Here is a 13,408-nt window from a genome sequence, read left to right on the forward strand (position 1 = left end):
TTCCCTTCACGGGTGATCTGGCCGCCACCGGCCGGTGGCGGTGGGGCCGTCGGTCAGCTCTGCCGCAGGAAGCGGTCGAGCACGTGCACGCCGAACTGTAGCCCGTCGATCGGCACCCGCTCGTCGATGCCATGGAACAGTGCGGAGAAATTCAGGTCGGCCGGCAGCCGCAGCGGCGCGAACCCGAAGCAGCGGATGCCGAGCTGTTGGAACGCCTTGGCGTCGGTGCCGCCGGAGAGCATGTACGGCACCACCCGGGCACCGGGATCGGCCCAGCGCAGCGCCGCCGCCATCGCGTCGACCAGCGCGCCGTCGAAACCGGTCTCGATCGCCGGCTGCCGCTCGACGTGCTCGATCTCGACGTCGGGGCCGACGATCTGCCGTAGCTCGGCGAGGAACTGGGCCTCCTGGCCGGGCAGCACCCGGCAGTCGATGGTGGCGCTGGCCCGGCCCGGGATGACGTTCTCCTTGTAGCCGGCGTGCAGCCGGGTCGGGTTGGCGGTGTTGCGGATCGTGGCCCCGATGATGTTGGCGATCGGTCCCAGTTTGGCGATCGTGAGCTCCGGGGTGTCCGGGTCGAACGCGATGCCGAGCAGGTCGGAGACCTCCGTCAGGAAGTCCCGCACGGTCGGAGTGACGACGATCGGGAACTGGTGGCGGCCGACCCGGGCCACCGCCTCGCACAGCGCGGTGACGGCGTTGTCGTCGTGCACCATGGATCCGTGCCCGGGACGTCCCCGGGTGTGCAGGCGCAGCCAGTTGATGCCCTTCTCCGCCGTCTCGATCAGATACAACCGCAGGTCGTCGCTGACGGTATAGGAGAAGCCGCCGACCTCGCCGATCGCCTCGGTGCACCCGTCGAACAGATCCGGGCGTTCCCGCACGAGGTGGTGTGCACCGTACCGGCCGCCGGCCTCCTCGTCGGCGGTGAAGGTCAGCACGATGTCGCGGGGCGGCCGGACCCCGGTCCGCTGCCAGTCCCGGACGACGGCGAGCATCATCGCGTCGAAGTCCTTCATGTCGATCGCGCCACGGCCCCACAGGTAGCCGTCACGCACCTCGCCGGCGAACGGCGGCACCGACCATTCGGTGGCATCGGCGGGGACGACGTCGAGATGTCCGTGCACCAGCAGCGCGCCCCGGCCGGGGTCGGTGCCGGGAATCCGGGCGACGACGTTGGCCCGGCCCGGTGCCGACTCGACGATGGTGCTGTCGAGGCCGACCTCGGCGAGCTCGGCCGCGACGTACTCGGCGGCGAGCCGTTCACCGGCGCAAGTGAGCGGATCGCCGGTGTTGGTGGTGTCGATCCGGAGCAGGTCGCGGCAGATCCGCACGACCTCCTCGGCGGGTGCCGGCGACGCGGGAGGTGCACTCATGCGGTTCTTCATACCAGCCCGCCCGCCCTGGACCCAGCCCCGGTGGCCGGTGGCGGGGCCCGGACCAGCGTTGGTGGTGGTCGCGTGTTTGGCAGCCGGCGGGCCCGGGTATCGCCGCGGGCGCCACCGGATGCACCGGCACCCGGTACGGCCCGGAGGAGGTAGGCGTGTCCGTAGGTCTCCCCCCGATCCCGTCGCTGGGCGGGCAGGACGCACATCACGACCCCGGCGGCACCGATCTGGTCACCCTGCTGGTCGAGGAGCACGCGCGGATCGACCGGCTCTGCGCGGCGCTCGCCGACGAGGCCGACCCGGTGCGGCGGCGCGACGGCACCGACGTGCTGGTGGCGATGATCTCCCGGCATCTGTCCGCCGAGGAGCAGTACCTGTACCCGGCGGTACGCGCGGCGGTGCCCGACGACGGGGCGCGGCTGGCCCGGGCCGGACTCGACACCGACGAGTCCCTGCAGGCGGCGTTGGTCGCCTGGCGGACCGCGTCGACCGACGACCCCGCCGGGTCGACGTCGTCGGACGACGAGGGCGGGCCGGGCACCGGTCGGGGCCGGGCGGTCGACGCGGTGGTCACCGGATGGCGAGGCCATCGTGAGGTCGTCGAGACGACCCTGCTGCCCCGGCTGCGGGCGGCCGCGACGCCGGAGGAGCTGATCCGCCTGGGCAACCGGGTGGCGATCGCCGAGGAGGCCGCGCCCACCCGCCCGCATCCGCACGCGCCGACACGTCCACCGTGGAACCGTTTCACGGCGCCGGCCTTCGGCGTGGTCGACAAGGTTCGGGATCTGGCCAGTGGCCGCACCACCTACCCGGAGGATCTGCCATCCGACGACCCCGGCGCGGTCACCGAAAGTGGTGCAGACCGCACCCCAGGTTGATCGATGATGTCCGTTGGGTTCTGTTTCACATTGATGTCGTGGGACGTTTCCCACATCGAAGGTCTTCCCGTCGATCCCGTCTTGGTCCTACCGTCACGTTATGAACCTGGAGCTGCGTCACCTGCGGGTGGTCTGCGCCATCGCCGAGACCGGTAGCGTGACCAAGGCGGCCTCCATGCTAGGTCTGGCACAGCCCGCGCTCACCGCGCAACTGCAGCGCATCGAACGGACCCTCGGCGGGCCGCTGTTCGAGCGAGACCGCCGGGGCGCCCGGCCCACCGCGCTCGGTGAACTGGTGCTGGCCCGCGCCCGGGTGCTGCTGCCGGCGATGAAGGGACTGCAGGACGAAGCCGCCCGGCTGGCCGGCACCGGCAGCGTGATGGGCCGCTTCCGGCTGGGTGGGGTGAACAGCCCCATTCTCGGCGGTCTGGTGCACCGGCTCGCCGCCGACCAGCCACAGGCGCAGATCAGCACCTACGCGTCCTGGTACGTCGACGAACTCGCCCAGATGGTCCTCGGTGGGCGGCTCGACTACGCGCTCACCGGAGTCTGTGGGGACGCGACCCCGTCGTCGGAGTTCGGCCTGGCCTGGCGGGCGGTCGCGGTCGACGCGATCTTCGTACTGCTGCCGGAGTCGCACCCGATGGCGCAGCACCGGGAGATCGAGCTGGGGATGCTCGCCGATGAGCAGTGGGTGGCCGCACCCGGCGACGGCTGCTTCGGTGACTGCTTCGCCGCGGCCTGCGCCCGGTCCGGCTTCACCCCCCGCAAGATGTACGAGACCGACATCCGTGGCTGCGTCGACCTGGTCGAGTCGGGCGAGGCGGTCGCCCTGTGCCAGGCGACGTTCCGGCCGATCAGTGGCCTGGTCACCCGGCCGTTGGCGGATGCGCCGCTGCGCTGGCGGCTGTTGCTGGGGTGGCATCCGGACGCGCCGGCCGCGACGCTGGCGGAGCGGGTGTTCGCGCACGCGGTGTCGGCATACACCGACTCACTCGCCCGCAATCCGCAGTACCTCGGGTGGTTGGCCGCCAACCCCGGGTTCGGTGCGCAGGGACTGGCCGGCAGCCCGGCCACGCCGGGCTGACCTACCAGCCGGCGACGGCGAACCCTAGGACATCGACACAGCTCGCAGCGGCTGATGTGACGGTATGAGCCAGGTGATATCTGCCCACTGACATAGATCGCCATTACGTTGACGAGAACCCGACATTCGATTGATGTCGATGGTGCGGGTGTCAGGTGACGGCACGGTGCCGGCGTGGGATCCGGACGGCCGTGACGACATCTCCCGACGATGGCAAGGGGAGCAGATGAGACGACCACTGATCGCAGCAGCCGCCGCCACGGTGCTGCCACTGGCAGCGGCCGGTCTGGCCGCACTACCAGCCACGGCAGCCCCCGTCGACGGCCCAGCGGCCCGGCCCGGCGCCGACGCGGCGTCCGCCGGGATGCTCGCGGCGATGCAGCGTGACCTCGGCCTGACCGCCGAGCAGGCGAGGACCCGGATCGCCGACGAGGCCCGCGCCGGCAAGAAGGAGTCGATGCTGCGGGCCACGCTCGGGGCCGACTTCGGCGGTGCCTGGCTGTCACCGGACGGGGCGACGCTGACCGTGGCGGTCACCGACGCGGCCGACGCCGCCGCGGTCGTCGCTGCCGGAGCGAAGGCCAAGGTGGTCGCTCGAGGCGAGGCGGAACTGGACCGGGTCAAGGCGACCCTGGACCGCGGTGCGACACACGCCCCGGCCGACGCCGTCGCCGGCTGGTATGTCGACGTGGCCACCAACACCGTCGTGGTGCTGGCCCGTGGCGACGCCGCCGGGGCCCGGACGTTCGTCGCCGACAGTGGCGCGGACGCGGCCGCCGTGCGGGTGGTACGCAGCGACGAGGCACCGACCACGTTGTACGACGTACGCGGCGGAGACGCCTACTACATGGGTGGCCGGTGCTCGGTCGGTTTCTCGGTCACCGGTGGCTTCGTCACCGCCGGCCACTGCGGCTCGGTCGGCACCGCGACCCAGGGGTACAACCAGGTCTCCCAGGGCACGTTCCGGGGCTCGTCGTTCCCCGGCAACGACTACGCCTGGGTGCAGACCAACTCCAACTGGACCCCACAGCCGTGGGTGAACAACTACAGCGGTGGCAACGTGACCGTGGCCGGCTCCGCCGAGGCGGCCGTCGGCGCGTCGGTCTGCCGGTCGGGCTCCACCACCGGCTGGCGGTGCGGCACCATTCAGGCCAAGAACTCGACGGTCAACTACCCGCAGGGCAGTGTGTCCGGGCTGACCCGCACCACCGCCTGCGCCGAACCGGGTGACTCCGGCGGCTCCTGGCTGTCCGGCCAGCAGGCGCAGGGTGTCACCTCGGGCGGCTCGGGCAACTGCAGCATCGGCGGCACCACCTACTTCCAGCCGGTCAACGAGATCCTGTCGGTGTACGGCCTGACGCTGCGTACCGGCACCGGTGGCGGCACTCCCCCGCCGACCACCCCCCCGCCGGGCGGTGGCACCTGCAGCGGCTACCAGAACACCTACTCGGGCACGTTGTCCTCCGGCGCCACCCAGATTCAGCCAGGCGGCACGTACTTCACCGCCGGGGCCGGCACCCACCGGGCCTGCCTCGACGGGCCGACCAGCCGGGACTTCGACCTCTACCTGCAGCGGTGGAGCGGCGCGAGCTGGGTGAGTGTGGCCAGTGGCACCAGCCCCGGCCCGGACGAGACCCTGACCTACAACGGATCGTCGGGCTACTACCGGTACGTCGTGCACGCGTACAGCGGCTCGGGCAGCTACTCGCTGGGAATCACCCGACCGTAGTACCGACCTCCCGGCCCGTCGCCGGTGGGTGACCCGTCATCCGGGCCCCACCGGCGACGTGCCGGTCAGCTCTGTCGCTCGGCACGCAGCGGATCGTGACCGAGGTCCAGCAACGCCCGACGCCAGCGGTCGTCGGCGGACCCGGCCGGCGGTCGCCGATCGAGCAGGTCCCGGATGGTCGCCACCGTGTCAGCCATCACCTGACGGTCCGTCTCGGTCAGGTCGCCCCGGCGTTTGCCCAGCACGGCCAGCACCGCGCGACCGGGATCGGGCAACGACAGGTCGCGGGCACCGAATGCCTCCTCGCCGGAGGACTCGGTGAGCAGCCAGTCCCGCAGCTGCTCGGAGTTGAGGTTCACACAGGAGTGGAAGTCGTCCCACAGCTCGTCGGTCGCGGTCCGGGAACGCCGCTGTGCCGCCATCATCGTCCTCCTCGTGGTCGGCCTACTCGGGTGGTCGGGGCAACGGCCACGGTCGACGCCGACGGGTTCACGGCCGGGCCGGCTGCATCTGGGCCCGCGCGCTGTCACCGACGTCGAAGCGCAGTCCGTCGTCGGCGGCGTCGATGGTGACCCGCTGGCCGGCGACCAGTGCACCGTCGAGAAGCATTCTCGACAGTTGGTTGTCGACCTCGCGCTGGATCGTGCGGCGCATCGGGCGTGCTCCGAACTCCGGCTGGTACCCGGCCTGGGCGATCCAGTCGGCGGCGGCGTCGGTGACCTCCACGGCGATGTCCTGGGCGTGCAGCCGCCGCCGCGTCTCGTCCAGCAGCAGGTCGGTGATCTGCCGCAGCTGCGGCGCGGCCAACTGACGGAAGATGATGACCTCGTCGATCCGGTTGAGGAACTCCGGGCGGAAGTCCTCCTGCAGCCGACGCAGCAGGCGGGCCCGCAGGTCGTCGTCGGGGCCGTCGCCGTCGACGCCGCCGAACCCGACGCTGCGGCCGCCGCCGGTGATCAGCTCCGAGCCGAGGTTGCTCGTCATGATCAGTACGACGTTGCGGAAGTTCACCGTGCGGCCCTGACTGTCGGTCAGCCGTCCGTCGTCGATCAACTGCAGCAGGATGTTGAACACGTCCGGGTGGGCCTTCTCGATCTCGTCGAGCAGCAGCACCGCGTACGGCCGACGGCGGACCGCCTCGGTCAACTGGCCGGCCTCGTCGTAGCCGACGTAACCCGGCGGTGCGCCGACCAGCCGGCTGACCGTGTGCCGTTCCTGGAACTCGCTCATGTCCAGGCGGATCATCCGGTCGGCGTCGCCGAACAGGGCCGCCGCCAGTGCCCTGGCGAGCTCGGTCTTGCCGACTCCGGTCGGTCCGAGGAACAGGAAGCTGCCGACTGGCCGGTCCGGGTCGCCCAGCCCCGCACGGGATCGGCGGACCGCCTCGGCGACCGCAGTGACGGCGTCGTCCTGCCCCACCACCCGCTGGTGCAGCTCCCCCTCCAGCCGCAGCAGCCGCTCCCGTTCCTCCTCGGTCAGCTGATTGACCGGAATCCCGGTCGCCCGCGACACCACCTCGGCGATCTCCTCGACGCCGACCTGCGGCACCCGCGCCCCGTCGGGGCTGCGCGCGGCGTCGATCCGTCGCTGCGCCTCGGCCAGCTGGTCACGGAGCGCGCAGGCTCGTTCGTACTGCTCGTCGGCGACCGCCTGGGCCTTGTCCCGATGCAACTGCTCCAGCTCGCGTTCCAGCTCGCGGACGTCGGCGGCCGGAGTCCTGGTGCGCAACCGCACCCGGGCACCGGCCTGGTCGATCAGGTCGATCGCCTTGTCCGGCAGGAACCGGTCGCTGATGTAGCGGTCGGCGAGTTCGGCCGCCGACACCAACGCGTCGTCGGCGAACCGGACCTGGTGGTGGGCCTCGTAGCGGTCCCGCAGCCCGTGCAGGATCGCCACGGTGTCGGCCACGGTCGGCTCGGGCACCAGCACCGGTTGGAACCGTCGGGCCAGCGCCGCGTCCTTTTCGATGTTGCGCCGGTACTCGTCCAAGGTGGTGGCCCCCACCACCCGCAGCTGTCCACGGGCCAGCGCCGGCTTGAGCATGTTGCTGGCGTCCATCGACCCTTCGGCTCCCCCACCGCCGGCACCGACCAATGTGTGCAGTTCGTCGAGGAAGACGATCAGGTCGTCGCCGTGGGTCCGGATCTCGTCGATGACCTTCTTCAACCGTTCCTCGAAGTCGCCCCGGTACCGGGTGCCGGCGACCAGTCCGGCGAGGTCGAGCTGCACCACCCGCTTGCCGGTCAGGGTCTGCGGTACGTCACCGTCGGTGATCCGCTGGGCAAGGCCTTCGACGATCGCGGTCTTGCCGACCCCGGCCTCGCCGATCAGCACCGGGTTGTTCTTCGTCCGACGGGACAGGATCTCCACGGCCTGCTCGATCTCCTCGTCGCGGCCGACCACCGGGTCGATCGCGCCCTGCGCGGCCAGGTCGGTCAGGTCCTGGCCGTACTGGTCGAGGGTGGGCGTGCCCCGGGCGGGCCGCGACCGCGCGGCACCGGCACGGCCGCGTTCGGCGCTGGCGTTCTGCAGCGAGCCTGGCTCGACGTGACCGGCGGCGAGCATCCGCCCGGCGGCGGACTCGGGGTTGACCGCCAGGGCCATCAGCACGTGCTCCGGGCCGATGTAGGTGGCCCCGGTGGCCCGGGACAGCTGGTGGGCGTCGAGCAGGGCACGTTTGGCGGCCGGGGTCAACGACAGGTTGGCCGGCACCTCACCCCGGCCGGCGGCCGGCCCGCCGAGCTCGCTGAGCAACCCGTCCGGGTCCGCGCCGGCCCGGCGGACCAGGTCACGCAGCGGCTGGCGCTGCAACGCGGCCCACAGCAGATGGTCGGTGTCCAGGTCGCTGGTGCCCGAGTGGGCGGCCCGCCGGGCGGCCGAGGTCAGCAGATCCCGGGCGTCGGCGCTCATCAGTCGGGTGATGTCCACCCGGTGTACCGGCAGCCGCGGCTCACCCCCGGTGAGGAACCGGGCGAGCAGATCCTCCCAGGGATCGGTGCCCAGCCCGCCCGGGCCGTACGGTCCGTCACTCATGGTTCGCGCCCCCTGCCCGGGTCACCCCCGGCGGTGGCCCGGGCAGTGGCTACCCGAGGCGGACCGGTACAAACACCGACGACGGCGGTCGGCGAGACCTGGGCCGGCACCGGGCCGGCGATGACGGCTGGCGGCGCACGGACGGTGGCTGGCAGGCTGACCGGATGGCACACGTGCTGATCGTGGACGGCGCCAACGTGGTCGGGTCGCGGCCCGACGGCTGGTGGCGCGACCGGCTCGGCGCGGCGGCCCGGCTACGCGACCAGTTGACCGGACTCGCCGGTCGCGACCTGCCCGGCCTCGGACCGGTGGCCGAGGTGGTGCTCGTCGTCGAGGGTGCGGCCCGCCCCCTGGCGGGGATCCCGACGGTACGGGTCGCCGCCACCGCCGGCTCCGGTGACGACCTCGTCGTGGCGCTCGTCGCCGAGCGTGCCGCCGCGACCGGGTCGGTCGCGGTGGTCACGGCCGACCGGCGGCTGCGCCAGCGGGTGAGTGCCGCTGGTGCGACGGTCCGCGGCCCCCGTTGGCTGACGGATCAGCTCGACCGCCGCCAGATCGAGTCACCGGCACCGGCCGAACGGCACCCGGCCGACCCGCTGGACGGCGACCCGTATTCAGACTGAAGCCGCCGCGCCGGCGGCGCCAGACCAGCAGGTCGCGCCGCCTGCAACGGTCGGTGCCGGGACGTGAGGGCTCAGCCCATCTGCAGGATCGGACAGCCGGGCAGCAATCACCCGCCGGCGGTAAGCTCTAATAGAGCCTTCCAGCGCCGAGGAGGTTTCACCCGTGGCGAGTGTCGCCGAGGTCAAGTCCGCCATCGAAGCCGCGATCATGCAGGTGTCGGAGGGTCAGGCCGCCGTGCAGGCGGCCAGCGAGAAGATCGCCGAGGCCCAGCAGAGCCTGGCGGCGGCGTTCGACGGCAGCGGCCACGAAGCGGTGGGTGCCGCCCAGGCCGCGCTCTTCCAGGCCAGCTCCGAGCTCGAGGAGTGTCTGGCCGCCACCCTCGCCGCCGTCGAACAGGCCCAGACGTACTCCGCGACGCTGTAGCCCGATGTCGCTCGTCGAGAATCTCGCCGCCCGGGTCCAGGCCACCGCCGACGACCTGCCGATCGGCCAGATCGCCGTGGCGGTCGAACGGCTGCGCGCCGCGACCGAACTGCTCATCTGGGTACGCCAGCAGTCCGCCGATCCACTCGCCGTACCGCAGCTGCTCGGTGCCGTCGAACACGTCGAACAGGCCGGGTACGCGGTGGAGGTGACCCGGCAGTCGATAGCCGACTACCTGGCGTCGATCGGCATCGGCCAGGCAGCGGGCACCGACGGATCCTGGCGTGCCGCGCTGACCGACCGCGATCAGCCGACGGGCTCCGACGGCGAGCGGCAGCCGGGGCACGCCGACGCACCACGGCTGGGCAACTGGTGGGCCGTACGGGTCGCCGAGCTGACCGACAGCGGACAGATCGACCAGGACGGGCCGGCCGGCACCGTGTCCGACACTGCGCACCTGTTGCGCCAGGTGGCGACGGCGGTCGCGCGGACCGACCGCACGGCACTGCACCGGGACCTGGCCGGCGTCGCCGCGCCCACCGGGTTGGGTCTGGCCGCGATCACCCCGCCGGTCCTGCACCGACTGGCCGGCGACCTGCTCGACCACGAGCCCCGCCCCGAGGACCTGCCGGCGCTGACCTCGGCGACCGCCGCGAGGGTGCGCGAACTGCTACCCGGGATGCCCGAGCCGGTGCTGCAGACCCTGCTGGCCCGGATCTGCCGGGTGCCGGTCGAGCAGCAGGTGGCGGCGGACCGGCACGACGAGCCGCCACCGCCACCGCACCCCGCTGACACCGCCGTGGCCGGAGCGGTGCTCACCGGGGTGGTGCTGCGGTTGCTCGACCGCGATCCGCAGACCCTGCGGCCGGAGCAGCCGCAGGCCCTGCGGGGGCGCGATGCCTGACGCGCGGACCGAGCTGGTCGCCAGGGTCCGCCGGGCGCTGAGCCACGCCCGGGCAGCGGCACGGGACCAGCTGGACCTGGTCGAAGCCGATCTCGCGGCAGCCGAACACCAGCTCAAACGCGCCCAGCGAGCCGCCGAGCAGGTGCCGGCCCGGGCGGGCGCGCACCGGGACCAGCGGCTGGCTGAGCTCACTGATCGTTACCACGACCGGATCACGGCGGCGGCCCGGGTGGCGGTGGCCGCCGCCAACCGGGCCGCACCGGGTGCGGCGTCGAGCGACTGGACCAGTTGGACACCGGCACCGGCACCGCGCACCGAACCACCCGGGATGCTGCGGATCGGGTTGACCGGGCTGACCGGCGGGCCGCCGGTACCCGCTCTCGTACCGCTGCTGGACCATGGCCACGTGCTGGTCGACGGCGACGACCTGGCCGGCCGCGACGCCGTGATCAGCACGTTGTTGCTGCGGGCGCTGGGTCGGGCGGCACCGGGCGGGGTGCGGCTGACCGGATACGACCCGGAGCACCTCGGCGGCGGTCTGGCCGGCTTCGCCCCGCTGGCCGGTCCGGGCCTGCTGAGCTTCGTCGGGCCGGGCGGACTCGGCCGACACCTGGACGAACTGGTCGACCACGTCCGGCGGATCAACGAGACCGTACTCGCCGGCGAGTTCGGTTCACTGCGCGAACTGGCGGCGGCCACCGGTCGCCGGCCCGAACCGTGGCGCATCGGCGTGCTGCTGGGCAGCGCGGGTGAGGAACTGTCCCGGCACGAACGGGCCCAGCTGGACCGGATCGCCCGCGCCGGGGCCGCCTGCGGGGTCCACCTGGTGGTCCGCGACGTGCCATTGGGCGACACACCAGCGCTGACCACCGTGTCGGTCTCCGGCGGGACCGCGAGGATCAGCGGGTACGCCCAGTTGCCGGTCCGGCTCGATGCGCCGCCACCACCCGAGCTGGTCACCCGTACCTGCCGGGAGGTCGCGTCCGCGATCATGGCCGGCCCGGAGCCGGCAGCCTTCGCGGACCTGCTGCCCGAGCAGGAATGGACCGGTGACGCGACCAGCGGGATCACCGCTCCGGTCGGCGAGAGTACACACGGTCGCCCAGTGGAGGTGACCTTGAGCGACTACCCACCGCACGCGCTGATCGGTGGGCCGTCCGGTACCGGCAAGACCAACCTGATCTACGCGTGGATCGGTGCGCTCGCCGCCCGCTACTCCCCGACGGAGCTGGAGTTCTACCTGCTGGACTTCAAGGAGGGGGTGTCCTTCGCACGGTTCGCCCCCGGACGCCGGGACCCGAGTTTCCTGCCGCATGTGCGGCTGGTCGGCGTCAACGTCAACACCGACCGGGAGTTCGGGTTGGCGATGCTGCACTTCCTCGGCGCCCAGCTGCGGCGGCGGGCCGACGCCGCGAAGCGGCACGAGGTCACCAAGCTGGCCGAGTTGCGGGCCGAGGACCCGCAGGGCCGGTGGCCCCGGATCGTCGCGGTGATCGACGAGTTCCAGGTGCTGCTCGCTGGCAACGACGCGCTGGCCACAGAGGCGGCGACCCTGCTGGAGGACCTGGCCCGGCGCGGCCGGTCACAGGGCATCCACCTGATCCTCGCCTCCCAGGACGTCTCCGGCATCCAGGCGCTGTGGGGCCGGACCGCGCTGATCGCCCAGTTCGCGCTGCGGATCGCGTTACCGAAGGCGCGGCGCATCCTGCCGGAGACGAACACCGCCGCCGAGGCGTTGCCGCGTCACCACGCCGTGGTCAACGCCGAGTCCGGAGCGCTGGAGGCGAACCAGGTGGTCCGGGTGCCCGCCGCCAGCGACCGGGACACCTGGCAGGAGCTGCAGCACCGGCTGTGGCGGCGACGGCCGGACGGGCTGGCGCCGCCGAGGCTGTTCGACGGGGACGCCGTACCCCGGTTGGCCCAGGCCCCGGACTACCTGGCGCTGTCGGGCGACGGGTCCGGCCCGCACGAGCCGGTCGCGCTGCTCGGCGAGACGATCGACGTCCTGGCCCGCTCGGCGCGGCTGGGGCTGCCCCGGGCGCCGGGCCGCAACCTGGCGGTGCTGGGCACCCGGGTCGACGAGGCGTGTGCGCTGCTCGACGCCGCCGCCCGTTCCCTCGCCCGGCAGTACCCACCCGGCGCGGCCCGGTTCGACCTCGCCTGTCTCGACCCGGACGCGGTGGCCGCCGCCCGGCAACTGCACGCCGCACTGCCGGCCGGGACCGGCCTGTACGATCTGGACACCGTCGGTGGGCTGCTCGCCGACACCGCCGACCGGCTGGCGGTCGACGCCGTGGACGCCCCGGTCCGGCCGCACTTCCTGGTGCTGTACGCGGTGGACGCCGCGGCCGGGCGACTGGCCGCCAAGTTCGCCGGCCGGTCCGGCCTCGACCGGCTCCGCCGGGTGCTGCACCTGGGCCCGGAGCGGCACACCCATGTGCTGGGCTGGTGGCGCGGAGTCGCCCGGATGCGCGACGACCTCGGTGGGATCGGGTCGCGGACCGACCAGATCGGCGCGTGGGTCGCGCTCGACGTGCACGGTGCCGAACTCGCCCCGCCGTTGTATCCGAAGGCCGGCGGACCGACCTGGTACCCCCGGCCGTGGCGGGCGCTGTTCTTCGACCGGACGGTGCACCGCACCGCCGAGGTGATCATCCCGTACGGGTTGTCCTGATGGACGACTCCTATCCGGCGGCGATGCGCCGGCTGGCCGAGCTGGCGGCGGCGTTGCAGGCCCGTCGCGACGAGGCACACCACTGGTACGCGCAGCGCCGCACCATCGCGCAGGACGCGGTGAGCGCGGCCCAGGCCGAGGTCGACGACCTGCTGCAGGCGCACGCCGACGCCGCCCACGACGTAGCGGAGGTCGACCGCGAGGCGGCGCAGATCTGGACCGAGATCGGATACCAGCTCGGCCCGGTCGCCGACCGCTTCGGTGGGCTGCCGGCGCCGGCGGCTGGTCCCGACGCCGCCGGCGGCCCCGAAGGTCCACAGGTCTGGCTGGACCGCGCCCGGGCCCTCGCTGCACGCTCGGCCGAACCCGGTGCGCTGACCCCGGCGGCACAGCCGGTGCTGGCGCTGTTCGGCGCACTCGGCGCGGCGGCGGCGTTCGGCCTCGCCACGCTGGCCCGCTGGGTGGGCCTGCGCTACGGCGGCGACCTGGCGGTCGGCATGCCGGTGATCGCCCTGGTGGTGACCCTGCTGGGACCGCTGTTCGGGTTGGCCCCGGCCAAGGCGCTCGCCGACCGGCGACACGCGGTGCTGCACCTGCGTGCCGTCGCCACCGTGCTGATCGCCGGAGGGGTGACCACAGTGGCCCTGGTCGGCCTGCTGCGCTGACGG

The 13,408-nt window shown here is 72.9% G+C and carries 10 protein-coding genes and 1 pseudogene; 8 read left to right on the plus strand and 3 right to left on the minus strand.

Annotated elements, in window-relative coordinates:
- Positions 1-53: 53 nt before the first annotated feature.
- Entirely contained in the window at positions 54-1,376 is a 1,323-nt protein-coding gene (locus tag ACN28F_RS01180; protein ID WP_289206299.1) for a M20/M25/M40 family metallo-hydrolase, read from the minus strand.
- A 167-nt stretch (positions 1,377-1,543) separates the two neighbouring features.
- On the opposite strand from ACN28F_RS01180, the gene ACN28F_RS01185 reads away from it, so the two are divergent.
- The 3 genes from ACN28F_RS01185 (at position 1,544) to ACN28F_RS01195 (ending at position 5,082) form a co-directional block, all read left to right on the plus strand.
- Positions 1,544-2,266 carry a hemerythrin domain-containing protein gene (locus ACN28F_RS01185; protein ID WP_421356838.1) on the plus strand — a complete coding sequence of 241 codons (723 nt, stop codon included), beginning with the start codon at positions 1,544-1,546 and terminating at the stop codon, positions 2,264-2,266.
- A 100-nt stretch (positions 2,267-2,366) separates the two neighbouring features.
- Positions 2,367-3,353, plus strand: a complete 987-nt coding sequence (locus ACN28F_RS01190) for a LysR family transcriptional regulator (RefSeq protein WP_289206301.1) — start codon at positions 2,367-2,369, stop codon at positions 3,351-3,353.
- 226 nt (positions 3,354-3,579) lie between these two features.
- Entirely contained in the window at positions 3,580-5,082 is a 1,503-nt protein-coding gene (locus ACN28F_RS01195; protein WP_289206302.1) for a S1 family peptidase, read from the plus strand.
- A 65-nt stretch (positions 5,083-5,147) separates the two neighbouring features.
- On the opposite strand, the gene ACN28F_RS01200 is transcribed toward ACN28F_RS01195, so the two are convergent.
- Both ACN28F_RS01200 and ACN28F_RS01205 read right to left on the minus strand, forming a co-directional pair.
- Positions 5,148-5,504: a DUF3140 domain-containing protein gene (locus tag ACN28F_RS01200; protein WP_289210972.1), complete on the minus strand. Its 357-nt coding sequence runs from the start codon at positions 5,502-5,504 to the stop codon at positions 5,148-5,150.
- Positions 5,505-5,571: 67 nt separating this feature from the next.
- Positions 5,572-8,115 (minus strand): ATP-dependent Clp protease ATP-binding subunit, encoded by a 2,544-nt coding sequence (locus tag ACN28F_RS01205; protein WP_289206303.1) that lies wholly within the window; start codon positions 8,113-8,115, stop codon positions 5,572-5,574.
- A gap of 164 nt (positions 8,116-8,279) precedes the next feature.
- Between ACN28F_RS01205 and ACN28F_RS01210 the strand changes: the two are divergent.
- The 5 genes and pseudogenes from ACN28F_RS01210 to ACN28F_RS01230 all read left to right on the plus strand — a co-directional run.
- A pseudogene (locus tag ACN28F_RS01210) lies at positions 8,280-8,648 on the plus strand (hypothetical protein); the annotation flags it as partial.
- Between the two features lie 253 nt (positions 8,649-8,901).
- Positions 8,902-9,162 carry a hypothetical protein gene (locus ACN28F_RS01215; RefSeq protein ID WP_282227441.1) on the plus strand — a complete coding sequence of 87 codons (261 nt, stop codon included), beginning with the start codon at positions 8,902-8,904 and terminating at the stop codon, positions 9,160-9,162.
- 4 nt (positions 9,163-9,166) lie between these two features.
- Positions 9,167-10,066 carry a hypothetical protein gene (locus ACN28F_RS01220; protein ID WP_289206304.1) on the plus strand — a complete coding sequence of 300 codons (900 nt, stop codon included), beginning with the start codon at positions 9,167-9,169 and terminating at the stop codon, positions 10,064-10,066.
- A complete protein-coding gene (locus ACN28F_RS01225; RefSeq protein ID WP_289206305.1) occupies positions 10,059-12,740 on the plus strand; it encodes an FtsK/SpoIIIE domain-containing protein in 2,682 nt (893 codons plus the stop codon). The genes ACN28F_RS01220 and ACN28F_RS01225 overlap by 8 nt, the downstream gene beginning before the upstream one ends.
- Positions 12,740-13,405: a hypothetical protein gene (locus ACN28F_RS01230; protein WP_289206306.1), complete on the plus strand. Its 666-nt coding sequence runs from the start codon at positions 12,740-12,742 to the stop codon at positions 13,403-13,405. Before ACN28F_RS01225 ends, ACN28F_RS01230 begins: the two co-directional genes overlap by 1 nt.
- Positions 13,406-13,408: the final 3 nt, after the last annotated feature.

It is taken from the genome of Solwaraspora sp. WMMA2101 (genome assembly GCF_049179175.1).
Taxonomy (GTDB): domain Bacteria; phylum Actinomycetota; class Actinomycetes; order Mycobacteriales; family Micromonosporaceae; genus Micromonospora_E.